The 23,179-nt window shown below is 70.4% G+C and carries 23 protein-coding genes; 13 read left to right on the top strand and 10 right to left on the bottom strand.

Annotation, left to right across the window (positions count from 1 at the left end):
* Window positions 1-253: 253 nt before the first annotated feature.
* Window positions 254-1,366 carry a histidinol-phosphate transaminase gene (hisC, locus tag V4Y03_RS16970; RefSeq protein WP_317877389.1) on the bottom strand — a complete coding sequence of 371 codons (1,113 nt, stop codon included), beginning with the start codon at window positions 1,364-1,366 and terminating at the stop codon, window positions 254-256.
* Between the two features lie 416 nt (window positions 1,367-1,782).
* Here hisC and V4Y03_RS16965 point away from each other — a divergent pair, with 416 nt between their 5' ends.
* The 3 genes from V4Y03_RS16965 (at window position 1,783) to V4Y03_RS16955 (ending at window position 5,356) form a co-directional block, all read left to right on the top strand.
* Window positions 1,783-2,889 (top strand): LacI family DNA-binding transcriptional regulator, encoded by a 1,107-nt coding sequence (locus V4Y03_RS16965; protein WP_317877390.1) that lies wholly within the window; start codon window positions 1,783-1,785, stop codon window positions 2,887-2,889.
* Window positions 2,890-3,144: 255 nt separating this feature from the next.
* Complete coding sequence (locus V4Y03_RS16960; RefSeq protein WP_332437201.1) at window positions 3,145-4,554, top strand: metallophosphoesterase; 1,410 nt, start codon at window positions 3,145-3,147, stop codon at window positions 4,552-4,554.
* A 160-nt stretch (window positions 4,555-4,714) separates the two neighbouring features.
* Window positions 4,715-5,356: a hypothetical protein gene (locus V4Y03_RS16955; RefSeq protein ID WP_332435459.1), complete on the top strand. Its 642-nt coding sequence runs from the start codon at window positions 4,715-4,717 to the stop codon at window positions 5,354-5,356.
* 58 nt (window positions 5,357-5,414) lie between these two features.
* Here the strand turns inward: V4Y03_RS16955 and thiC are convergent, their stop codons facing one another.
* Window positions 5,415-7,205 carry a phosphomethylpyrimidine synthase ThiC gene (gene thiC / locus V4Y03_RS16950; RefSeq protein WP_332435458.1) on the bottom strand — a complete coding sequence of 597 codons (1,791 nt, stop codon included), beginning with the start codon at window positions 7,203-7,205 and terminating at the stop codon, window positions 5,415-5,417.
* A gap of 211 nt (window positions 7,206-7,416) precedes the next feature.
* Here thiC and V4Y03_RS16945 point away from each other — a divergent pair, with 211 nt between their 5' ends.
* The gene (locus V4Y03_RS16945; RefSeq protein ID WP_332435457.1) at window positions 7,417-8,895 is read left to right on the top strand and encodes a YibE/F family protein; all 1,479 of its coding nucleotides are present in this window, start codon (window positions 7,417-7,419) and stop codon (window positions 8,893-8,895) included.
* A gap of 57 nt (window positions 8,896-8,952) precedes the next feature.
* Here V4Y03_RS16945 and V4Y03_RS16940 read toward each other — a convergent pair whose 3' ends face one another.
* The 4 genes from V4Y03_RS16940 to V4Y03_RS16925 all read right to left on the bottom strand — a co-directional run bounded on the left by V4Y03_RS16940 (window position 8,953) and on the right by V4Y03_RS16925 (window position 11,277).
* Window positions 8,953-9,396, bottom strand: a complete 444-nt coding sequence (locus tag V4Y03_RS16940) for an SsgA family sporulation/cell division regulator (RefSeq protein ID WP_317876326.1) — start codon at window positions 9,394-9,396, stop codon at window positions 8,953-8,955.
* Between the two features lie 138 nt (window positions 9,397-9,534).
* Window positions 9,535-10,305 (bottom strand): IclR family transcriptional regulator, encoded by a 771-nt coding sequence (locus V4Y03_RS16935; RefSeq protein WP_317876317.1) that lies wholly within the window; start codon window positions 10,303-10,305, stop codon window positions 9,535-9,537.
* Window positions 10,306-10,542: 237 nt separating this feature from the next.
* A complete protein-coding gene (locus tag V4Y03_RS16930; protein ID WP_317876318.1) occupies window positions 10,543-10,755 on the bottom strand; it encodes a DUF5326 family protein in 213 nt (70 codons plus the stop codon).
* 204 nt (window positions 10,756-10,959) lie between these two features.
* Window positions 10,960-11,277 (bottom strand): cupin domain-containing protein, encoded by a 318-nt coding sequence (locus tag V4Y03_RS16925; protein ID WP_317876319.1) that lies wholly within the window; start codon window positions 11,275-11,277, stop codon window positions 10,960-10,962.
* Between the two features lie 51 nt (window positions 11,278-11,328).
* Between V4Y03_RS16925 and V4Y03_RS16920 the strand changes: the two genes are divergently transcribed.
* The 5 genes from V4Y03_RS16920 (at window position 11,329) to V4Y03_RS16900 (ending at window position 14,995) form a co-directional block, all read left to right on the top strand.
* On the top strand, window positions 11,329-11,706 hold the full coding sequence (locus tag V4Y03_RS16920; protein ID WP_317876320.1) for a phage holin family protein: 378 nt from the start codon (window positions 11,329-11,331) through the stop codon (window positions 11,704-11,706).
* A gap of 9 nt (window positions 11,707-11,715) precedes the next feature.
* Complete coding sequence (locus tag V4Y03_RS16915; RefSeq protein WP_332435456.1) at window positions 11,716-12,207, top strand: low molecular weight protein-tyrosine-phosphatase; 492 nt, start codon at window positions 11,716-11,718, stop codon at window positions 12,205-12,207.
* 5 nt (window positions 12,208-12,212) lie between these two features.
* Window positions 12,213-13,343, top strand: coding sequence for a cystathionine gamma-lyase (locus tag V4Y03_RS16910; protein ID WP_332437200.1), 1,131 nt, complete (start codon window positions 12,213-12,215; stop codon window positions 13,341-13,343).
* A 240-nt stretch (window positions 13,344-13,583) separates the two neighbouring features.
* A complete protein-coding gene (locus V4Y03_RS16905) occupies window positions 13,584-14,480 on the top strand; it encodes a LysR family transcriptional regulator (protein WP_317876322.1) in 897 nt (298 codons plus the stop codon).
* 35 nt (window positions 14,481-14,515) lie between these two features.
* Entirely contained in the window at window positions 14,516-14,995 is a 480-nt protein-coding gene (locus tag V4Y03_RS16900; RefSeq protein WP_317876323.1) for an NUDIX hydrolase, read from the top strand.
* Here the strand turns inward: V4Y03_RS16900 and V4Y03_RS16895 are convergent.
* On the bottom strand, window positions 14,938-16,344 hold the full coding sequence (locus V4Y03_RS16895) for a globin domain-containing protein (RefSeq protein WP_332435455.1): 1,407 nt from the start codon (window positions 16,342-16,344) through the stop codon (window positions 14,938-14,940). The two genes, V4Y03_RS16900 and V4Y03_RS16895, sit on opposite strands and share 58 nt — an antisense overlap.
* A 106-nt stretch (window positions 16,345-16,450) precedes the next feature.
* Entirely contained in the window at window positions 16,451-17,104 is a 654-nt protein-coding gene (locus tag V4Y03_RS16890; RefSeq protein WP_332437199.1) for an HAD family hydrolase, read from the bottom strand.
* Between the two features lie 99 nt (window positions 17,105-17,203).
* Here V4Y03_RS16890 and V4Y03_RS16885 point away from each other — a divergent pair, with 99 nt between their 5' ends.
* The 3 genes from V4Y03_RS16885 (at window position 17,204) to V4Y03_RS16875 (ending at window position 19,126) form a co-directional block, all read left to right on the top strand.
* The gene (locus tag V4Y03_RS16885; RefSeq protein ID WP_332435454.1) at window positions 17,204-18,067 is read left to right on the top strand and encodes a GNAT family N-acetyltransferase; all 864 of its coding nucleotides are present in this window, start codon (window positions 17,204-17,206) and stop codon (window positions 18,065-18,067) included.
* Window positions 18,068-18,184: 117 nt separating this feature from the next.
* Window positions 18,185-18,643: a MarR family winged helix-turn-helix transcriptional regulator gene (locus tag V4Y03_RS16880; RefSeq protein WP_332435453.1), complete on the top strand. Its 459-nt coding sequence runs from the start codon at window positions 18,185-18,187 to the stop codon at window positions 18,641-18,643.
* 30 nt (window positions 18,644-18,673) lie between these two features.
* Window positions 18,674-19,126, top strand: coding sequence for a GNAT family N-acetyltransferase (locus V4Y03_RS16875; RefSeq protein ID WP_332435452.1), 453 nt, complete (start codon window positions 18,674-18,676; stop codon window positions 19,124-19,126).
* 51 nt (window positions 19,127-19,177) lie between these two features.
* Here V4Y03_RS16875 and V4Y03_RS16870 read toward each other — a convergent pair whose 3' ends face one another.
* Window positions 19,178-20,560: a serine hydrolase domain-containing protein gene (locus V4Y03_RS16870; RefSeq protein WP_332435451.1), complete on the bottom strand. Its 1,383-nt coding sequence runs from the start codon at window positions 20,558-20,560 to the stop codon at window positions 19,178-19,180.
* A gap of 205 nt (window positions 20,561-20,765) precedes the next feature.
* On the opposite strand from V4Y03_RS16870, the gene V4Y03_RS16865 reads away from it, so the two are divergent.
* Window positions 20,766-21,332 carry a dihydrofolate reductase family protein gene (locus tag V4Y03_RS16865; RefSeq protein WP_332435450.1) on the top strand — a complete coding sequence of 189 codons (567 nt, stop codon included), beginning with the start codon at window positions 20,766-20,768 and terminating at the stop codon, window positions 21,330-21,332.
* A 27-nt stretch (window positions 21,333-21,359) separates the two neighbouring features.
* On the opposite strand, the gene dnaB is transcribed toward V4Y03_RS16865, so the two are convergent.
* Window positions 21,360-22,841 carry a replicative DNA helicase gene (dnaB, locus tag V4Y03_RS16860; protein WP_317875331.1) on the bottom strand — a complete coding sequence of 494 codons (1,482 nt, stop codon included), beginning with the start codon at window positions 22,839-22,841 and terminating at the stop codon, window positions 21,360-21,362.
* Window positions 22,842-23,179 lie beyond the last annotated feature (338 nt).

The following is a 23,179-nucleotide window of genomic DNA, read 5'->3' as shown; positions in this document are numbered from 1 at the left end:
CGTTTTCTCCTTACATCGCCGTGGTCACATCGGCAGTTTGCCCTGTTAATCCCACAAATTACGGGAGCAACCAGGACACGCTTGTGAACGCGTTCACATTCACAAGCATTATGACTCATACGAAATCCGTATCTTCTACCGGGGTCCCCTCCCGCTCTCCAGGGGTCCCCGCACACGCGGAGACCCCCGCGAGCGGGGCGCTCGCGGGGGTCCGGGTCTGCCGGGGCGGGGCGGTGGCCGACCGCCGGCCTCGTCAGCTCTCCTTGCGGAAGCCCTCCGCCGCCTTCAGGAACAGGTCGTTCGCCTCGGTCTCGCCGATCGTGACGCGCACGCCCTCGCCGGCGAACGGCCGCACCACCACACCGTGGCGCTCGCACTCCGCCGCGAAGTCCATGGTCCGCTCGCCCAGCCGCAGCCAGACGAAGTTGGCCTGGGCGTCCGGCACGGTCCAGCCCTGGGCCACCAGCCCGGCGTGGACCCGCTCGCGCTCGGCCACCAGGGAACCGACCCGCCCGAGCAGTTCGTCCTCGGCCCGCAGCGAGGCCACCGCCGCGTCCTGCGCCAGCTGGCTCACGCCGAACGGCACCGCCGTCTTGCGCAGCGCCGCCGCCACCGGCTCGTGGGCGACCGCGAAGCCGACCCGCAGCCCCGCCAGGCCGTACGCCTTGGAGAAGGTGCGCAGCACGGCGACGTTCGGACGGTCGCGGTAGAGCTCGATGCCGTCCGGGATCTCCCCTCCTTCACCGGGGGTGGAACGGACGAACTCGCGGTACGCCTCGTCGATCACCACCAGGACGTCGGAGGGCACCCGGTCGAGGAAGCGCTCCAGCTCGGCCCGGCGCACCGCGGTGCCCGTGGGGTTGTTGGGGTTGCAGACGAAGATCAGCCGGGTCCGGTCGGTGATCGCCGCGGCCATCGCGTCGAGGTCGTGCACCTCGCCGTCGGTCAGCGGCACCTGCACCGAGGTGGCACCGCTGATCTGCGTGATGATCGGGTACGCCTCGAAGGAGCGCCAGGCGTAGATGACCTCGTCGCCGGGGCCCGAGGTCGCCTGGAGGAGCGACTGCGCGACGCCGACCGAGCCGGTGCCCGTCGCGATGTGGGAGACGGGCACGCCGAAGCGGTCGGCCAGCTCCTCGGTGAGCCCGGTGCAGGCCATGTCCGGGTACCGGTTGAAGCTCGCGGCGGCGGCCAGCGTGCTCTCCATGACCCCCGGCAGCGGCGGATAGGGGTTCTCGTTGGAGGACAGCTTGAAGGCCACCGGGCCGCCCGAGGCCGCCGGCCTGCCCGGCTTGTAGGTGGGGACGCCGTCCAGCTCGGCGCGCAGCTTCGGGCTGCCCGTGCTCGTCCCGCTGGTCTCGCTCACAGTGTGGCCTCCTCGACCGTCCGTACCGCCAATGCTCCTCACCTTAAGAGGATTCCCTCCCGCTGCGAATGGGCTGCGGACAACAGGAGGGACACGCTGCGGAAACGGCGACCCCGGCAGGGTGCGTACGGAGTGCCCGGCGCGGCTCCGAAACAGGGGGGCGCGCGGCTGGGTGGCGTGCGCGGGTGGCGGGCGCCGTGGCGCGCATCCCCCGTAGAGGTGAGTTGAGACCTCTTCGAGACCTCGCCCCCTCGCCAGGCCTACACCGTTCGACGAGCGTGGAACCCACGGTAATGACCCTAACTACCTTGGATTCAGAGCCTCTTGGCACTTCTCGATCATGCAGAAACGTGCCTGCCACTGCCTGCATATGCGACCGGCTCAACCGCCCCTCGTCGCCCTACTATCGGCTCGCCATGACAGCAGCAGGGAAGCACCAGGTGAGCCGGGCACAGACCCGGGGAAACCGGCAAGGCCGGGCAGGCATCCGGGACGTGGCCGCCGCCGCCGGAGTCTCCATCACGACTGTCTCCGACGCGCTCAACGGCAAGGGCCGACTCCCCGACGCCACCCGGCGCCACGTCCGCGAAGTCGCCGACCGGCTGGGCTATCGCCCCTCCGCGGCGGCCCGCACGCTCCGCACCGGTAAGTCGGGACTCATCGGCCTGACCGTGACCACGTACGGGGATGAACCTTTCACCTTCACCGAATTCGCGTACTTCGCGGAGATGGCCAGAGCCGCCACATCGGCCGCACTCGCCCGGGGCTACGCCCTGGTCATCCTCCCCGCCACCTCCCGACATGACGTCTGGTCGAACGTCGCCCTCGACGGCACCGTCGTCATCGACCCCTCCGACCACGACCCGGTCGTCACCGAACTGGTCCGCCAGGGCCTGCCCGTCGTCTCCGACGGACGCCCCGCCGGCACCCTTCCGGTCACCGCCTGGGTCGACAACGACCACGAAGCCGCCGTCCTCGATCTGCTCGACCACCTCGCCGACGCCGGCGCACGCCGCATCGGCCTCCTCACCGGAACCACCACCGACACGTACACCCGCCTGTCCACCACCGCGTACCTGAACTGGTGCGCACGGGTGGGCCAGGACCCCGTCTACGAGGCCTACCCGGCGCACGACCCGTGCGCGGGCGCCGTCGCGGCCGACCGGCTGCTCGCCCGACCGGACCGGCCCGACGCCGTGTACGGCCTCTTCGACCCCAACGGAACCGACCTCCTCGCGGCCGCGCGCCGCTACGGACTCCGCGTCCCGGACGACCTGCTGCTGGTGTGCTGCAGCGAGTCGACCGTCTACGCCACCACCGAACCGCCCATCACGACGCTCTCGCTCAAACCACGCCGGATCGGCACGGCCGTCGTCCAGCTCCTCATCGACGCCATCGAGGGGATCGACGCCGACGGACCGGTCGAGCGGGTGATACCGACCGAACTCATCGTCCGCACCTCCTCGCAGCGCCGTTCACCCCGTACGACGGTCAGTCCACCGCGCCAACCCTCGAAGGACTGAACTCTCCGACGGGTCGTCACCCCACCGCCGTCCCGCCCCTGCCCGTGGGCCGGGACGGCGAAACCAGCCGGCACACCGGCCCCAACCCTGGACTGGACCTTCTCAATTCGGGCGAAACAACCGGTGAACCCGGAGTGGACCCGGATTCACCACCCCTGGTGCGTCACACAGGAGGACCCTCATTCCTATGATGGGCGCACGACATCGCGGGCCACCCCCACCAGGCCGGTCCGCGATGTGCAGGGCATCGCGACGGTGGTGGAGGGGTCCATGACTCAGGGGGCCGGGCAGGAGCCCGTGGCGCGCACGGCGACATTGCGTGACTTCCGTGTACCGCCGTACGCCCGTGTGCCCGTACAGGGCCACGCCACCGATCCGACGTCCACGGAGCCACTGCCGGTCCCGCCACCGGCCGAGACCCCACCCACCGAACACCCGCCGCACCCCGAGCACGCCCCGCACCCGGCGCAGCCGCACCCCGCCGCGGCGTACGCGACCGCACCGGCGAGCCCTCCCGCGACCCCACCGGCACCCGCGAGTCCTCCGGCGACCGCGCCGATGCCCGTGTCGGCACCCGCGCCCGCCCCCACCGCGCCGCTGCCCGCCGAGCCGACCCTGCTCCTCGGGCGCCGCACCACGCCCGCGTACGCCGTCGCGGCCGGCTCCTCCATCGTCTCCGTCGCCACCGGTCACCCCGGCAACGCCTTCCCGGAGGGCAGCCTCCCCGAGGGGTACACCCCGACCGAGCGCGACCTCCCGATCATCAACCGCGGCGACACGGTCCAGGTCCCGGTCACCCCCGAGCCCGCCCCCGCCGCCGAGCCCGCCCCCGGGAACGGCGAGGGACCCGGCCCGCTCTTCGTCGTCGGCGACGTCCACGGCTACCTCGACGAACTCGTCTCCGCCCTCCACGCCCAGGGCCTCATCGACGAGAACGGCAACTGGTCCGCCGGAAACGCCCGCCTCTGGTTCCTCGGCGACTTCACCGACCGCGGCCCCGACGGCATCGGCGTCATCGACCTGGTCATGCGCCTCTCCGCCGAGGCCGCCGCCGCCGGCGGCTACTGCAAGGCCCTCATGGGCAACCACGAGCTGCTGCTCATCGGCGCCAAGCGCTTCGGCGACACCCCGGTGAACTCCGGCGCGGGCACCGCCACCTTCCAGGCCGCCTGGCTGCTCAACGGCGGCCAGAAGCACGACATGGACCGGCTCCAGGACGTCCACCTCCAGTGGATGTCCCGGCTCGACGCCGTGGTGCGCGAGGACGACCACCTCCTCCTGCACTCCGACACCACCGCGTACCTCGAATACGGCCAGACCATCGAGGACGTCAACGACACGGTCCACGAGATCCTCAACCGGAACGACGCCGACGAGGTCTGGGACGTCTTCCGGAAGTTCACCAAGCGCTTCGCCTTCCGCGACGAGGGCGGCCCGCAGGCCGTTCAGGAGCTGCTCTCCACCTACGGCGGCCACCGGATCGTCCACGGCCACAGCCCGATCCCGTACCTCCTCGGCCAGGTCGGCACGGAGGACGGCGAGAGCGACGCGGGCCCGGTCGTCGACGGACCGCACGTGTACGCGGACGGTCTGGCGATCGCCATGGACGGCGGAGTGACCATGGCCGGAAAGCTGCTGGTCGTCCAACTCCCGCTGAACGGCTGAGGCATAACCCTGCGCATCCGGGGAAGTCGAATTCCGGAAACACCCTGTCAGCCTGTGGCATCACCGCAATACCATCGGGTCCATCCGTAGCAGGCTCTCCTCCGTTTCCGCCCAACCGACCGTTTCCCACGGCTGATCCGGGCCTACGGAGCATCGGGGGATGCACATGAACGTGGCTCCGCACCTGCTGACCGAGGACCGCGCCGAGTACGAGCGGGTTCTCGACGACGCACTGAGCACCGCCCACGCACGTCCGGATCTCGCCGGGGCCGGAACCCGGCTCAGCCTGGCGCAATTGCGCGCCCTCACGCTGAACGCGACCACCCTCGTCACCAGCGCGGCGGCGAGCGAGTACGACCACTACGTGAAGGTCCGCGAACAGCACCGCGCGGCCCTCGGGACCCGTACGCCGACACTCTCCGATCCGCAGGGCCCCGGCGCGGGCGTCGTCGCGGTCTTCACCGTCCTGGTGCCCGTCCTCGCGGGCGCCGCCGCCGTCATCTTCCTGCTGGTCGGCGCGGTCCTGCACGCCCTCGCTCCCACCGTGGTCTTCGGCGCGACCCTGCTCACGGCAGGCCTGGTCTTCGGCGTCGTGGCCGCCGCCGGACTGCTCTTCGCAGCCGCCGGACTCCTCGTGACGGCCCTGCGCAACAGCCCGACCGAGGTGGGCGGCCCGCTCGGGGCCGCCCCGGACGACGAACTGTCCCGCGCCCGCGATGCCTGGCGCCTGGCCCTCCTGGAGCGCGGCATCCTGCCGTTCCTCCACGACGTCCTCGCCGCCACGTCCCCACCGGACCCCTGACGGGCACCGGCCCATGACGCCCCCAGGGTCGCGGGCCGGTGCTGCCGGGTGCCCCCGGTCACTCCGCCAGCGGCAGGTACACCCGATTGCCCGTCGCCGCGAACTCGGCCGACTTCGCGGCCATGCCCGCCTCGATCTCATCCGCCTTCAGATCACCGCCGTGCTCCCTCCGGATGTCCTGCGAGATCTTCATCGAGCAGAACTTCGGACCGCACATGGAACAGAAGTGCGCGGTCTTCGCGGGCTCCGCCGGCAGGGTCTCGTCGTGGAACTCGCGGGCCGTGTCCGGGTCGAGCGCCAGGTTGAACTGGTCCTCCCAGCGGAACTCGAACCGCGCGTCCGACAGCGCGTCGTCCCACTCCTGCGCGCCCGGGTGCCCCTTGGCGAGGTCCGCCGCGTGCGCGGCGATCTTGTACGTGATGACGCCGGTCTTCACGTCGTCCTTGTTCGGCAGGCCCAGGTGCTCCTTGGGCGTGACGTAGCAGAGCATCGCCGTGCCCCACCAGGCGATCATCGCCGCGCCGATGCCCGAGGTGATGTGGTCGTACGCGGGCGCCACGTCCGTGGTCAGCGGGCCGAGCGTGTAGAACGGCGCCTCCTCGCAGATCTCCTGCTGGAGGTCGATGTTCTCCTTGATCTTGTGCATCGGGACGTGCCCGGGGCCCTCGATCATCGTCTGGACGTTGTGGCGCTTGGCGATCGTGTTCAGCTCGCCGAGCGTGCGCAGCTCCGCGAACTGCGCCGCGTCGTTGGCGTCCGCGATCGACCCGGGCCGCAGGCCGTCGCCGAGCGAGTACGTGACGTCGTACGCCGCCAGGATCTCGCAGAGCTCCTCGAAGTTCGTGTAGAGGAAGTTCTCCTTGTGGTGCGCGAGGCACCAGGCGGCCATGATCGAGCCGCCGCGCGAGACGATGCCGGTCTTGCGGCGCGCGGTGAGCGGCACGTACGGCAGGAGTACGCCGGCGTGCACGGTCATGTAGTCCACGCCCTGCTCGGCCTGCTCGATGACCGTGTCCTTGTAGATCTCCCAGGTGAGGTCCTCGGCCCGGCCGTCGACCTTCTCCAGGGCCTGGTAGAGCGGCACGGTGCCGATCGGGACGGGGGAGTTGCGCAGGACCCACTCGCGGGTGGTGTGGATGTTGCGGCCGGTGGACAGGTCCATGACCGTGTCGGCGCCCCACTTGGTCGCCCAGGTCATCTTCTCCACCTCCTCCTCGATGGAGGAGGTGACGGCGGAGTTGCCGATGTTGGCGTTGACCTTCACCAGGAACCGCTTGCCGATGATCATCGGCTCGATCTCCGGGTGGTTGACGTTCGCCGGGAGCACGGCGCGGCCGGCCGCGATCTCCTCCCGTACGACCTCGGGGGAGACGTTCTCCCGGATCGCCACGTACTCCATCTCCGGGGTGATCTCGCCCCGGCGGGCGTACGCGAGCTGGGTCACGGCCTGTCCTTCGCGGCCCCGGCGCGGCAGGCGCGGGCGGCCGGGGAAGACCGCGTCGAGGTTCTTCAGCCCGCCACCGCGCGGCGAGGTGTGCTTGATGCCGTCGTCCTCGGGGCGGGCCGGGCGGCCCGCGTACTCCTCGGTGTCGCCGCGCGCGATGATCCAGTTCTCGCGCAGCGGCGGAAGGCCCCGCCGGACGTCGGTGTCGACCGTGGGGTCGGTGTAAGGGCCGGACGTGTCGTACAGCGTGACGTCCTTGCCGTTGGTGAGGTGCACCTGACGGACCGGCACCCGGAGGTCCGGGCGCGAGCCCTGGACGTACCCCTTGTGCCAGCCCGGCGTGCGTTCCCACTCGTCGGCCACGTTCTGGCCGGAGGCAGGCGTGCGTGCATCCTGAATGGTCATGAGACCGATCTCCCTACGCCGGCATTACCCGGTAACAGGTTCGGCGGTCGGCGCAGCCTCCTCCCGTACGTACATCAGTACGCGCGTACGGTGATCAGCGCCCTCTCAGCCCGGTGCTCCGAGCTCCCGCGTGTGCAAAGGTGCCACCACGCTAGCGGCATCCCTGGCGTGCTGAACAGTGGGCCCCCGACGTTCTTGCGATGATCGGTCGGTGACTCTCCCCCAGCAGACTCCCGAGCCGCACGGCCACCACCACGGTCCGGACCAGGGTCCCGGCCACGGCGGGGGCCACGGTCCCGGCCCTGGTGGCGGGCACGACCCCGGCCCTGGTGGCGGGCACGGCGGCAGTCCCTCCCACGGGCACGGCCACAGCCACAGCCACGGCCCCGCCGCCCCCGTATCCCGTCATCTGCGCAGGGTCATCGCCGCGATCCTGATCCCGTTCGCGACGGCCGTCGTGGTCGGGCTCGCGGTCCTGTGGCCCGGCGGCGCCCCGGCGCACGAACGCACCGGCGTCGGCTTCGACCGGCAGACGGAGCAGGGCAAGGTCGTCTCCGTGGAGCAGGTCGACTGCGCCTCCGTGAACGCCGGCCAGGGCCCGCCGACCGGGGACACCTCGACCCCGGAGGGGCGCGAGGCGGCCGACGCCCAGCAGGACCAGTGCGAGAAGGCGACGATCGAGGTCACCACCGGCGCTGAGAAGGGGCGGCGGTTCACCGAGATCATCCAGCCCGACGCGACGCGCCAACTGCGCGAGGGGCAGGGCGTGGTGGTGGCGTACGCCCCCGACGCCCCCCGCGACCTGCAGTACTCGGTGACGGACGTGAACCGCAAGGTCCCGATGGCTGTCCTCGCCGGCATCTTCGCCCTCGCGGTGGTGCTCGTCGGCCGGATGCGGGGCGTGATGGCGCTCGTCGCGCTCGTCGTGAGCTTCCTGATCCTGACGTTCTTCATCCTGCCGGCGATCCTGGAAGGATCGAATCCGCTGGTCGTGGCGGTGGTCGGGTCGAGCGCGATCATGCTGATCGCGCTCTACATGTGCCACGGCCTCTCGGCCCGTACCTCGGTCGCGGTGCTGGGGACGCTGATCTCCCTGCTGCTCATCGGTCTGCTCGGCTCGCTCTTCATCGGCTGGGCCTCGCTCACCGGCAACACCGACGACTACACCGGCCTGATCCACGGCCTGTACCCGGACATCGACATGTCCGGTCTGCTGCTCGCCGGCATCATCATCGGTTCGCTCGGCGTGCTCGACGACGTGACGGTCACCCAGACCTCGGCGGTCTGGGAGCTGCACCAGGCCGATCCGGCCATGGGGCCGCGCGCGCTGTACCGGGCCGGGATCCGGATCGGCCGCGACCACATCGCCTCGGTCGTGAACACGCTCGTGCTGGCGTACGCGGGCGCCGCCCTCCCGCTGCTGCTTCTCTTCTCGATCGCGCAGAGCAGCACGGGGACGGTGGCCAACAGCGAGTTGGTCGCCGAGGAGATCGTCCGTACGCTCGTCGGGTCGATCGGTCTGGTCGCCTCCGTGCCCGTCACCACGGCGCTCGCGGCCCTGGTCGTCTCCGCCGACCGGACGGACCCCGGGGCCGGGCCGGGAGCGGGCGGCCGTGCGGGAACGATCGGCCGGCCGGGAGGCCCCAGGCCTGCCGAGGTACGGGGCGGACGGCGCCGTCGCGCCAAGTGACGAGCCGCCGGGTCGGCAGCGTCGGGCGGCCGGGGCAGGCAGCCGGGTCGGGCGGCGTCAGGCGGCCGGCCCGGCGTTCTCCTCGGCCAGAATCCGGCCCAGCGCAGCCTCCAAGTGATCTTCGAAGTCGCCGAGTGTCCGTTCCTGACCGAGCGGAACGAGCTTGTCCGTTCGGTCGAGGAAGGCGACGAGCGGCGGCGCGCTGGCCCGGAACAGGGCGCGGTCGCCGCCGACCTGGAGCCGGATGGAGACGTCCGAGAGCCCCTCGGGCTCCGTCGGGGCGATGTGCACATCGCCGTCCCCGCTCGGCCTGTTGATCCCGTCGAGCAGCAGTTCCCTACCGAACGCCCAGGTCACCGGCGCGTCCCCGGGGAGGTGGAAGGTCATCCGCACCGCGTAGGGATCCCGGGTCTCATATCGCAGCTCGACAGGGATCTTGAAGGAGAGCTCCTCGGAGACGAGGAAGCTCATCAGGACCTCGGCCTGAACCGACTCTCGCATCATGTACCCCGCAGTAGATGAAGCAGTTGTGTAAACACAGCTGCTGAAAGCTGTGACCGAAACGGCCAGGAATGATCCCCCGTGGCCCTCTTGACGCAATCGTGCTGTAAGCGCTAGCAGATCACAAGGAGTGATTTTTCAGATACTGATAGAGAACGCGAACGAGCCGAAGAGCCTTCCGATCTCCGTACGTAGCCGCTCAACTGCTGGGAGCAACCGTTCTTCCTGGTGAAGAGGGAGGGAAATCGCCATTGCGGCCGCCACGGAGCCCGCGGTGATGGGGATCGCGGCACAGACCGTGCCGAGCGCATATTCCTGACGCTCCACCAGGGGCTCCATTCGCCCCAAACCGCCCAAACGATCCAAAAGGACGTGGCGGTTACGCACCGTATACGGGGTGATGGCTTCGACCGGATGCCGGTCGAGGTGGTCTTGACGAGATTTCAGATCGAGTTGGCTCAGCAGACATTGCCCGATCGCATGGGCGTGCCCGGTCTCGCGGAAGTCGGCCCATTCCTCCACTGCGGGGGCGGAAGGGGTGTCGGCTACGGCGACGAGCTCGATCTCGCCCTCGCGGTAGAGGGCGAAGTAGACCGGCACACCGATCTCGTCCCGCCAGCGGGCAAGGGAGTCTTCGATCTTGATGCGACGATTCTGCACAGCTTCGCCGCCGGCCAGTCGGACGGCGGCCTCACCCAGCACGAACACGCCCTTCTCGCGGCGCAGATAGCCCTCGTGCGTCAGGGTGCGGAGCAGGTGGTACGTGGTGGGCAGCGGAAGGCCCGTCTCACGGGCGAGCTGTTTGGCCGGGGCGCCTTCCGGATGGGAGGCCACGGCCTCCAGAAGTCTCAGCGCACGCTGCACCGAGCCGATCAGGGTTGGCGCAGCCGTCTGCGAAGCCGTGGCCAAAGGTCACCCCCAGGCGTGACGACGGATGCATCGCACCCGCCCGCGGGGGCCGCCCCCGCGCGCCCGCCGGGCCTGGGAAACCGCTGGTCAGTAGGGAGGTCTACGTCTGTAGTCCCCAACACGGCGGAGAGATTCCACTCTAATGGCAGCCCCTGGGCCCATGCTCTGATTCGACCAGCGCGTTCCCCCAGCCGGGCTAATCCCCTCCGTCGGCCTCATACCGATCGGTAGCTTGTGCTACCAGTCCTCTCTCGAGCGGTTCGAGGAGCTGAACTTCCGTACGACGTAGACCAGTCCGGCGACAAGGGCCACGAACAGCAGCACCTTGAAGAGCAGCCCGACCACGAAGGCCAGGACGCTGGTGATCAGTCCGCCGAAGACGAGCAGGGCGAGGGCCGGTATGGCGACCCACTTCACCCACCAGGGCATCCCCGCGAGAATCTGCTGCACGGCCATCGTCCTACCTCGCTCTCGAAGATCCGTTCCACGCACTCCGCGTCGAACACCTCCAAGGCTAGGGTCCGGACGTGACCCATGGGGGCCCTGCGGCCCCCGCTCTCCCCTGATCCGCCCCCTAGGGGCTCAGGACCTCCCGGGGCATCGGGCCTCAGGGGCCCGCCCAGGTCGTCAGGATTCGGGGACCTCCCCGGAGCCTCACGCCTCCGGCGGCGAGAAGACCACCATCACCCGCAGGTCCTCGCTGATGTGATGGAACCTGTGCTCCTCCCCCGCCGGCACATAGACCACGCTGCCCCGCGCCACCTGGGTCGTCTCCGTCCCCACCGTGATCGCCGCCCGGCCGCTCACCACGAAGTACACCTCGTCCTGGCGGTGCGGCTGCTGCGGGTCGAGCTCCCCGGCGTCCAGCGCGTACAGGCCCACCGACATGTTCCGCTCGCGCAGGAACTGGAGGTACGCGCCCTGGTTCGCGGCACGTTCCGCTTCCAGTTCGTCCAGTCGGAATGCCTTCATCGCCTGTCAGCCCCTGCCCTCGGCCCGATCACGTCTGCCACGATCAGACACATGATGAATTTTCTAGTCAAGACGCTCGCCAACGCGGGCGCCCTCGGAGTCGCCATCTGGCTCCTCGAGGACATCACTCTGACCGGTGACAGCACCGGCAAGAAGGCCCTGACCCTCATTCTCGTCGCCCTGGTCTTCGGGCTCGTGAACTTCCTGGTCAAGCCGGTCGTCCAGCTCCTGACGCTTCCTCTCTTCATTCTGACCCTCGGCCTGATCACCCTGGTGGTCAACGCCCTGATGCTGCTGCTCACCTCGTGGCTGGCCGAGCAGTTCAACCTCAGCTTCCACGTGGAGGGCTTCTGGACCGCCGTCCTCGGCGGCCTGATCATCTCCGTGGTGTCGTGGGCGCTGAACGTCGTGCTCCCCGACAGTGACTGAGTGCGGCCCGTGACCTATCGCGTCTGTTTCGTCTGCACGGGCAACATCTGCCGCTCGCCGATGGCCGAGCACGTCTTCCGCAGACATGTGGAGGACGCCGGCCTCGGCGATGTGGTGGAGGTCGACAGCGCCGGCACCGGTGGCTGGCACGAGGGCGACGCCGCCGACCCCCGTACCGTCTCCGTCCTCGACGAGAACGGCTACACCTCCGCGCACACCGCACGCCGGTTCCGGGCCTCCTGGTTCCCGGACCTCGACCTGGTGATCGCGCTGGACAAAGGGCACCTGCGGGAACTCCGCGCGCTCGCCCGCACCCCCGAGGAAGCGGCGCGGATACGACTGCTGCGCTCCTACGACCCCGCCGCCGGGGACGCACTGGACGTCCCGGACCCGTACTACGGGGACCGCCGGGGCTTCGAGGAGTGCCTCGAACTGGTGGAGGCCGCGAGCGGGGGACTGCTCGCGGCCGTACGCCTGGAACTGGAGGACCGGACACCGTGAGCGACATGGACATCGGCGACGGCACGCGTGCCGTGCGGGCCGGACTTCCCGAGCCGGTGAAGTACGAGCCGACCCTGCCGGGGCCGGTCTTCGCCGCGCACTTCCACCTGCCGGGCGAGCCGACCGGGCCGTACACCTACGGCCGCGACGAGAACCCGACCTGGACCCACCTGGAGCGGGCGATCGGCGAGCTGGAGGCGCCCGGGGAGCAGGGCGTCGAGACGCTGGTCTTCGCCTCCGGCATGGCCGCGATCTCCGCCGTCCTCTTCTCCCAGCTGAAGGCGGGCGACGCGGTGGTGCTGCCCACCGACGGCTACCAGGCCCTGCCGCTGCTGCACGAGCGGCTGCGGGCGTACGGCATCGAGGTCCGCACCGCGCCGACCGGCGGCGACGGCCAGCTCGCCGTGCTCGCCGGGGCCAAGCTGCTGTGGATCGAGACCCCGTCCAACCCCGGGCTCGACGTCTGCGACATCCGCCGGCTGGTGGCCGAGGCCCGTGCCGCGGGGGCACTCGTGGCCGTCGACAACACCCTCGCCACCCCGCTCGGGCAGCGGCCGCTCGATCTGGGCGCGGACTTCTCCGTCGCCAGCGACACCAAGGGCATGACCGGGCACGGGGACATCCTGCTCGGTCACGTCAGCTGCCGTGATCCCGAGCGGGCGGCGGAGGTACGGCGGTGGCGCAAGGTCGTCGGCGCCATCCCCGGGCCCATGGAGGCCTGGCTCGCGCACCGTTCGCTCGCCACGCTCCAGCTGCGGATCGACCGGCAGTGCTCCACGGCGCTCGCACTCGCGCGGACGCTCGCCGGGCGCGCGGACGTGACCGGGCTGCGCTACCCGGGACTGCCCGACGACCCCTCGCACGCGGTGGCCGTCCGGCAGATGCGGCGCTTCGGGCCGGTGGTCTCCTTCGAACTGGCCGACCGGAAGCGGGCGGAGCGGTTCCTCGAAGCGCTGCGGCTCGTGGACGAGGCCACCAGTTTCGGCGGTGTGCGTTCCACGGCGGAGCGGCGCGGGCGCTGGGGCGGTGACGCGGTCGCGGAGGGCTTCATCCGCTTCTCGGTGGGCGCCGAGGACCCTGAGGACCTGATCAACGATGTGCTGCGGGCGCTCGACGAGGCCGGGGGAGTCGCCTGAGACGGCGCTCCGCCGCCCGTCGGGCGCACGGAGCGGGGCGCTCCGAGCCTCCCCCCTCGTGGCTCGGAACGCCCTCGTTCCCACGCGCGGAGACCGCCTGAGCAAGGCTAGTTGACTGTGCGTCAGTGTCCAATCACGGTAGCGACAGAGACCTATCGACTTATTTATAGTTGGACGGTCCTGAGGCGCAGTCAGCCGACCGCCTGAGTCGAACGGCCGCACGGCCGGGAGGGGGCGGACATGGATCTGGCCCTGCTGCGCACGTTCGTCACGGTGCACCGGGCCGGCTCCTTCACCCGCGCCGCCGCGCTCCTCGGGCTCTCCCAGCCGGCCGTCACCAGCCAGATCAGGACCCTGGAACGGCAGCTCGGGCGGCCGCTCTTCCTCAGACAGGCCCGCGGGGTCACACCGACCACCGTCGGCGACGAGCTCGCCCATCGGGCCGCTCCCCACCTGGACGCCCTCGTCGAGATCGCCGACACCGGCCTCGACGGGGAGAGCGGCGTCCGTACCCTCCATGTCGCCGGGCCTCCGGAGTTCACCGCGCTCCGCGTGCTGCCCGCCCTGACCCCGCTGGTCGAGCAGGGTCTCGCCGTACGGGCGTCCTTCCTCGGGAACACCGCGGAGATCCTCGACGGTCTCGCCGCCGGCCACCACGACCTGGCCGTCGCCACCGCCCGCCCGCGCGGCGGTCTCCTCGTCGCCACCCCGCTCTGCGACGAGGAGTACGTCCTGGTCGCCGCCCCCCGCTGGGCGGCCCGTCTCACCCCCGACGTGCTCCTCCACAAGGGCGCGGTGGTCCTCGAACAGCTTCCGGTGGTCGAGGTGCACGAGTCGCTGCCGTTCGTCGCCCGCTACTGGGCGAGCGTCTTCGAGACCAAGCCGGCGGTGTCCGCCACCGTCATCGCCCCCGACCTGCGGGCCGTACGCGAGTCCGCCGCCTCGGGCGCCGGGCTCGCCGTGCTGCCCCGCTACCTCTGCGAGGAGGCCCTGGAACAGGGACGGCTCGTGGCGCTGCTCGACCCTCCGGTCCCTCCGCTGCGGACGTACTTCCTGGTCGTGCGGACGGGGACGCTCGCCCTCTCGCTCCTCGCGAAGGCTCATGAGCGCCTCCTGCGGGCCGCCGGGGACTGGTGAGTTTCAGGACACCCCGAACGGGCCATTTTCTTCCCATGAACGAACGGCCCGTGATCAAGCGCACCGCACGCGCCATCCTCCTCGACGGCGACGACCTCGTCCTCATCAAACGCACCAAGCCGGGGATGGATCCCTACTGGCTCACGCCCGGCGGCGGCGTGGAACCCTCCGACAGCACCGTCGTCGAGGCCCTGCACCGCGAGGTGCACGAGGAGCTCGGCGCCAAGATCACCGATGTGGTGCCCTGCTTCGTCGACACCGTCGAGCACATCGTCGACGGCGGGGTCTCCGGGGTGAAGGTCCAGCACTTCTTCGTGTGCCGGCTCGACTCCATGGACACCTCGCTGCGCCACGGCCCCGAGATGGAGGAACCGGTCGGCGAGTACGAGATCGTCCGGGTCCCGTTCAGCCGGGTCGGCATCGCGGCCGTGCACCTCGTCCCCCTCTCCCTGCGCCACTACCTCGACGGCAACATCGAGGGCGTCCGGGCGATGCACGCCCCCGACCTGGGCTGATCGGCCGGGGTGAGCTCCGCGAGGAAGTCGTGCCGGATGCGCTCCACGGGGACCCCCGCTCCCCGCAGCGCGTCCACACCACGGCGGACCATGCCGAGCGGCCCCGACAGATAGGCGTCGCGTTCGTCCCAGGGGCCCAGGCTGCACACCGCCTCCGGAAGCCGGCCCTGCTCCTCGGTGACCGGATGGACCGAGAGCCACGGGAAGGTCCTCTGCAGCCGCAGCATGGTGTCCATGTCGTAGAGGTCATGGCCGCTGCGCGCCCCGTAGAACACGTCGACGGGGCGCCGGTCCCCGTGCTCGGCGACGTCCTCGACCAGCGCCTTGATCGGCGCGATCCCCGTGCCGCCACCCACGCAGAGCAGCCCGGTGTCCGTGGCGTGGTCGACCGTCATGGATCCGGCCGGCGGGCCCAGTCGCAGCACGTCCCCCGGACGTGCCCGGTGGACCAGCGCGTTGGACACCCACCCGGCCGGCACCGCCTTCACATGGAGGGAGAGCAGCCCGTCGGGCCGGGGCGCCGAGGCGAAGGAGTAGTGCCGCCAGATCCGCGGCCACCACGGGGTCTCCAGCGTCGTGTACTGCCCCGCGAGGAAGGGGTACGGCTGGTCGGTGCGGAGCGTGACGACGGCGACATCGGGGGTGCGCAGGTCGTGGGAGACGACCTCGGCGTGCCACCAGGCGGGCGCCGACCGCTCGTCCTCCGCCGCCGCGTCGATCATGATCTGCGAGATCGTCGTGTACGTCCGCACCCAGGCCGCCTCGGTCTCCCGGTCCCAGGTCGTCGACGCGTACCGGACGAGCGCCCCGATGAGGGCCTCGCCGACAGCCGGGTAGTGGGCGGAGTGGGTGCCGTACTTACGGTGCCCCCGGCCGAGGTTCTCCAGGTACGCGGTGAGCACCGGGGCATCGTCCAGATGCTCCGCCGCCGTCAGGAGGGCACTCAGAAGCCGGTCCCGCTGGGTGTCCATGGCCGCGGGGAACATCTCGCGCAGCTCGGGGTTGCGAATGAAGAGCAGGGCGTAGAAGTACGAGGTCACCCGGTCGGCGACCGGGGCGATCTCCTCCAGGGTCCGCCGGACGAGCACGGCATCGGCTGACGGTCCGACGGCGGTGGCGGGCGCCGCGCTGGTGGCGGCGGACGCTGCCCCGGTCGTGGCGGGCGCCGGCCCGGTCGTGGCGGGCGCTGCCCCCGATATCCGGGGTTCGTTCGTGGTCTCCGGGGACGCCGGCCCGTCCGTCGGGGCCGCCAGCCCGTCCGGCACCCCTGCCTCGTACGGGTGCGTCGACCCGGGCTCGCGGCCGTCCGCTGCCCCCGCCGCCCTCGTGGTGGTCGGAGCGTCCATCATGTGCCTCGCCCTCGCGCTGGCCGGCTTCCGTGGTCGCAGCATGGGGCCTCCGGTCCCCGGTTCGGACGGAAAGCGGCGTTCTCGGGCCAAACGGCGGGGATTCTGGTTAAGCTGCGCGGTTTTGGACGAGGGCGTAGGCCTCGCGCAGATCGCCTCCGGTGTAGCTGTGGAGGGACAGCCCGGCGAGATGGTGGTCCGCGTTCACGGCCACGGTCTCCGGCACGATCGCGAAGAGTTCCGCGTCGGACATCGAGTCCCCGTAGGCGACACAGTCGGCCGGATCGACCCCGTACTCCTCGCAGAGCCCGCGCGCGATCCGCACCTTCGCCCTCGCGTCGAGGATGGAAGGGCGGTGGATCTCCTCGGTGAAGGGCACGGCCGGCCAACGCGAGCCGTGCGCCACGTCCGCACCCCAGGCCAGCAGCCGCTCGACGAAGAAGTCGGGCGAGAGCGAGATCACCGCACAGCGGTCGCCCCGCTCCCGGATGTCGGCCCAGACCTCACGGATGCCGGTCAGCCACGGCGCCCCGTCGAAGGCAGCCGCGACCTGCTCCACGGTGAGCTCGGCCCAGAGCGCACGCGCCCGGACGGCGAACTCGTCCGGGGTGAGCCCGCGCAGGAAGCCCTCCTCCAGGGCGGCGATCTCATCGACGAGACCCAGCTGCCGCGAGATCTCCACAGCAGCCGCCGATCCTCGGATCAGGGTGCCGTCGAGGTCGAAGAGGTGGAGTCGTCGCGTTCGGGGTTTCACGTGAAACATCGTCTCCATGCCACGGGGTGGAATCAACGTCCCCTCGGGTATCGGCCAGGTCCGGTAAAGCGGTGGACGGATGATCACCACGTCGGACAGCATGAAACCATGCCGACTTCCCCCTCTTCGCTCGTGCACCTCCCTGTCCGACGCCTCACGTCGGACGACCTCCTCGCATGCTCCGACCTCTCCGAGAACCGGGGATGGCCGCGCGAGGAGCACAAGTGGGGGCTGCTGCTCACCGCGGGGACCGGGTACGGCATCGACGACCCGGACGGCCCCGGACTGGCCGCCTCCTGCATCGTCACGTCCTACGGCCCCGGCCTCGCGGCGATCGGCATGGTGCTCGTCGCCGAACGCCACGCACGCCGAGGGGTGGGCCGTCGGCTCATGCAGCACGTCCTGGCGGAAGCCGGAGACACCCCGCTCACCCTGCACGCCACGCCGAACGGGCAGCCGCTGTACGAGCAGCTCGGCTTCTCCCAGATCGGCCGGGCCGAGATGGTGCGCGGCCGGTTCACCTTCACCACGCCCGCCCCGGCGGTTCCGGTCCGCGCGGCGACGGCGGAGGACATCCAGGCGATCCTGCGCCTCGACCACGAGGTCTTCGGCCTCGACCGCACCCATGTCATCACCCGGCTCCCCGCGTTCGCGGATCACCTGCGGGTCGTGGAGGAGGACGGCGAGATCACCGGCTTCGCGGCGGCCTGGCCCAACATGGACACCCATGTCATCGGGCCCCTGATCGCCCGCGACCCGGCCACCGCGCAGGCGCTGATCGCCTCGCTGGCGACCGCGAGCGACCGACCGCTGCGTACGGACATCGACGTGCGCCACACGGAGCTGCTGAGCTGGCTGAAGGAGAACGGCATCGAGTCGATCGCCTTCAACTCGGTGATGATCCGCTCTCTCCCGGACCTCCCGGGCAACTGGGTCCGCCGCTTCGCACCGCTGACGGTCGCGGCCGGCTGAGCCGGAGGTACCGGCACCTCCCCCGGACAATTACTTGCAGACGCGCATTATTGCGCCGGATCGTCTATCCTGGGCCAGGAAGCCACTCCGGCGCCGACGGGAGACCGAGGAGAGACCATGACCGCGACGGATCCCGCACTCACCGCGCTCTCCCAGCGCTGGTGCGCCCTCAGCCTGCTGCACGGCAGGATCGAGGCGCACCTCGAACGCGCCCTGGAGGCCGGGCACGGTCTGAGCGTGCGGGAGTACTCGCTCCTCGACGTCCTCAGCCGCCAGCACAGCGGACCGGGCGGTCACCTCCAGATGAAGCAGGTCGCCGACGCGGTCGTGCTCAGCCAGAGCGCCACCACCCGGCTCGTCACCCGGCTCGAAGACCGGGGCCTGCTCACCCGGTACCTCTGCGCCACCGACCGGCGCGGCATCTACACGGATGTCACCGAGGCCGGCCTGAAGCTCCTGGCCGAGGCCCGCCCCACCAATGACAGCGCGCTGCGCGAAGCACTCGACGAGGCCGCGAAGAACCCGGAGCTGGCCCCGCTGGTCCGGGTCGTGGAAGGTGAGCCCGTCACCGTGTGACGGCCACCGGCCGCGCGTACGCTGCGGGGCATGAGCGATCTTGAGATACGCCCCGCCACCGCGGAGGACCTCGCTGCCATCGTCGCGATGCTCGCCGACGACCCCCTGGGCGCGCAGCGCGAATCCCCGGACGACCTCGCGCCGTACCTCACGGCCTTCGAGCGCCTCGCGAACGACCCCCACCAGCACCTCGTCGTGGCCGCCCGCGCGGGCCAGGTCGTCGGCACCCTCCAGCTGACCGTGATCCCGGGCCTCTCCCGCCGGGGCACCACCCGCTCGATCATCGAGGGCGTCCGCATCCACGCCGCCGAGCGCGGCAGCGGCCTCGGGACCCGGCTCATCGAGTGGGCCGTCGAGGAATCCGGGCGCCAGGGGTGCCGGCTCGTCCAGCTGACCTCGGACGCCAGCCGCACGGACGCCCACCGGTTCTACGAGCGCCTGGGCTTCGAGGCCTCCCATGTGGGCTTCAAGAAGAGCCTCTGAAACACCGCCCTGTGGGGTGGGTGTTTCACGTGAAACACCCACCCCACAGGCTCAGAGACCGCGCCAGCCGGCCTCGTCCACCCCACCCGGCACCGCGTCCGCGGGTGCGTACGGCTCCCGGGTGAAGACGAACGAGCCCAGGTCGAGATGGCTCACGCTGCCGTCGTCACGCCGTACGGCCCGGAGCGTCTCCCCCTCGTAGTAGCCGTTCAGCCCGACCCAGCCCCCCTCGGGCAGCGCCCGGAACCGGGCCCGCCGCCCGGCGCCCCGCAGGGGTTCGAGCACCACGCTCCGCTCGGCACCGATCCGGAGCCCGTAGGCGTACGTGCCCCAGTACCAGGGCCCCGTCAAGGACAGCAGTTCCTCGTCGACCTCGGACTCCGGAAGCGGTCGCCAGGGCTCCGGGAACCTCGGCTCGGCCTCCGCCACGATCCCCACGAGATCAGCGGCCACGGTCCCCGTCAGCGGCCCCGAGGTGGCATTGGAGAGGGCGACCGCCGCCAGACCGTCCTCGACGCTCACCCACAGGGCGGCGACGAAGCCCGGGAGCGAACCCGTGTGACCGATCAGGGTCCGGCCGTCCCTGCGCACCAGCTGGAGGCCGAGCCCGTAGCTCCCCTCCCACTCACCTTCGCCGTCCGGGGCCGCCGGAGCACGCATCTCCTCGACGGAGGCCAGGGCGAGCACCCGCTCGTCACCCGCCGCCAGAAACGCGGCGAATCGCCCGAGATCCTCCGCCGTCGACCAGAGCTGCCCGGCCGGGGCCATCAGCCCCAGGTCCTCCGAGGGCTCGGCAAGCATCACATCGGCCCAGGGGTGCACCGCCCAGCCCCCGGCGTGCGGGGCGACCGGCTGAGCGGTCGTCCGGCCCATCCCCAGCGGCTCCAGGATCTCGCTCCGCAGAGCCTCCTCCCAGGACACCCCGCGCACGGCCTCGATCAGCGAACCGAGCAGCGTGTAGCCGGGGTTGGAGTAGTGATGACTCCGCCCCGGCGCCCTCAGGAAGGGACGCTCCCCCAGTACGTCGGAGAGCTCCGGCCGCAGCACGGCGGAGGACCGCTCCCACCACGCTCCGGGCGTCTCGGCGGCGAGACCACCGCTGTGGCCGAGGAGTTGGGCGATCGTCACCTCACCGACGCCCGTGCCCTTGAGGTGCCGTTCCAGTGGATCGTCGAGCCCGAGCAGACCTTCGTCCCGCAGCCGCATCACCAGCACCGCGGTGAACACCTTGGTGATGGACCCGATCCTGAACTGCGTATCGGCATCGGGCGCATGCCCGTCCACACAACTACGCGCCCCGCTCCACACCATCACCCCGTCGCGAACCACGGCCCCCACAAAAGAAGGCGCCCGCCCCTCGGCCTGAGCAACAGCAACCCGATGGGCCAACGCCCGCTCGGTACCCGGCAACAGCCCGTCAAAAGATGCAGTCATGAACCACATTCAACGCGATCCCCCACCCAAAACTTCCCACGCGAGCCCCCACCGGACCGAGTGAGGCCGCAGACCGCTACGAGCCCCGTAGGGTCTCGCCGCTCGCGACATGCCGATCTCACCGGCGAGCCCAGATCGCGCACCGATGAGTTTCCCGCGCCACGCTGGTCTATATATCGGACATCCACGGACGGAAGGCTGGGCCATGCGGAAACTGATCTACGGCATGAACCTGACCCTGGACGGCTACATCGCCGCGGTCGGCGACGACATCGGCTGGAGCGGACCGCCGAGCGACGAGCTGTTCCAGTGGTGGCTCGCCCACGAGCAGGCCAGTGGCCTGTCGCTGTACGGGCGCAAGCTCTGGGAGACGATGAGCTCCTACTGGCCGACCGGCGACCGGCAGCCCGACGCCACCCCGGCGGAGATCGAGTTCGCGCGGAACTGGCGGGACACGCCGAAGGTGGTGTTCTCCTCGACGATCGACAAGGTCGACTGGAACACCCGCCTGGTCACCGGCGACGCGATCGCCGAGATCACCCGGCTCAAGGCCGAGGACGGCGGCCCCATGAACATCGGCGGCGCAACGCTCGCCGGGGCGGCCATGCGCGCCGGGCTGATCGACGAGTACGTGATCGCCACCCATCCGGTCCTGGTGGGCGGCGGCACGCCGTTCTTCACCGCACCGGACGGCTGGGTGAACCTGAACCTGCTGGAGACGCGGACGTTTCCCGGCGGCGTGGTCCTGACCAGGTACGAGACGAGGCACTGAGCAGTTTCCCGCTGTCTCACGCTCGCGTCAGGTCTGAGCCATGTCCACGAAGCGGGAGTAGTGGCCCTGGAAGGCGACGGTGATCGTGGCCGTCGGGCCGTTTCGGTGCTTGCCGACGATGATGTCGGCCTCGCCCGCGCGGGGTGACTCCTTCTCGTAGGCGTCCTCGCGGTGCAGCAGGATGACCATGTCCGCGTCCTGCTCGATCGAGCCGGACTCACGCAGGTCGGAGACCATCGGCTTCTTGTCGGTGCGCTGTTCGGGGCCACGGTTCAGCTGGGAGAGCGCGATGACCGGCAGTTCCAGCTCCTTGGCGAGGAGCTTCAGGTTTCGCGACATGTCGGAGACCTCTTGCTGGCGGCTCTCCTGCCGCTTCGAGCCGCCCGACTGCATCAGCTGCAGATAGTCGATGATCACGAGCTTGAGGCCGTTGCGCTGCTTGAGCCGGCGGCACTTCGCGCGGATCTCCATCATCGACAGGTTCGGGGAGTCGTCGATGTAGAGCGGAGCCTGGGACACGTCCGGCATACGGCGGGCGAGGCGGGTCCAGTCCTCGTCGGTCATCGTGCCGGAGCGCATGTGGTGCAGCGCGACCCTCGCCTCGGCCGAGAGCAGGCGCATCGCGATCTCGTTGCGGCCCATTTCGAGGGAGAAGATGACGCTGGGCAGGTTGTGCTTGATGGACGCCGCCCGTGCGAAGTCCAGGGCCAGCGTCGACTTACCCATGGCGGGACGGGCCGCGATGATGATCATCTGACCTGGGTGGAGGCCGTTGGTCAGGGAGTCGAGGTCGGTGAAGCCGGTGGGCACACCGGTCATCTCACCGCTGCGGGAGCCGATCGCCTCGATCTCGTCGAGCGCCCCCTCCATGATGTCGCCGAGCGGCAGATAGTCCTCGGTCGTGCGCTGCTCGGTGACCGCGTAGATCTCGGCCTGCGCCGAGTTCACGATCTCGTCGACGTCTCCGTCGGCCGCGTATCCCATCTGAGTGATCTTGGTGCCGGCCTCCACGAGGCGCCGCAGCACGGCCCGCTCGTGGACGATCTCCGCGTAGTACGAGGCGTTGGCCGCGGTCGGCACCGACTGGACCAGCGTGTGGAGGTACGAGGCACCGCCGACACGGGAGATCTCGCCGCGCTTGGTGAGCTCGGCGCCGACCGTGATCGGGTCGGCCGGCTCGCCCTTGGCGTAGAGGTCGAGGATCGCGGCGTAGACGGTCTCGTGCGCGGGCTTGTAGAAGTCGTTGCCCTTGATGATCTCCACGACATCCGCGATGGCGTCCTTGGAGAGCAGCATGCCGCCGAGGACGGACTGCTCGGCGTCCAGGTCCTGCGGAGGGACCCGCTCGAAGCCGGAGAGCCCGCCGTCCCAGGGGCCGTCTCCGCCCCGCTCGTGCTGGTCGTCGCGCCCGCGGCCACGGCCGCGCCCTTCACCTCGGGTACGAGTGGGCAGCCGGTCGCTGGGACCGCCATCGGCCCAGGGGTCGTCCATCGGCTCGGGAACGCTCACCAAGCACCTCTTCCCGTCCGCTCAGCGGACCTCGCCGTGCCGCTCTTTCTTACGCCACGCCTTGATCGACGAGTGGCTTCGCGACCGCTTCTGGCGCGTTGGGCGCCGGACCACGGTAGGCCCGCGAGGGGCGTCAGCCAATCTGGTTATCCACAGGCCCTGTGGGTGAAGGCCCCAATGCTGTGGAGAACTTGCCGGAACCTGTGCACGGAGCGGGGGACAGCCATGTGGACAAACTCATAGACCCCTCACCCCCACCGGCCTGACCTGCACTTTTCCCATCCACGGGCTGTGGGGGAGAAAAACTTTTCACCCTGGACCAAGATCAGAACAAACGG

It is taken from the genome of Streptomyces sp. P9-A4 (genome assembly GCF_036634195.1).
In the GTDB taxonomy this organism is placed as follows: Bacteria; Actinomycetota; Actinomycetes; order Streptomycetales; family Streptomycetaceae; genus Streptomyces.
The sequence above is the reverse complement of the archived record's forward strand: the minus strand, read 5'-3'. Positions and strand labels throughout refer to the sequence as shown.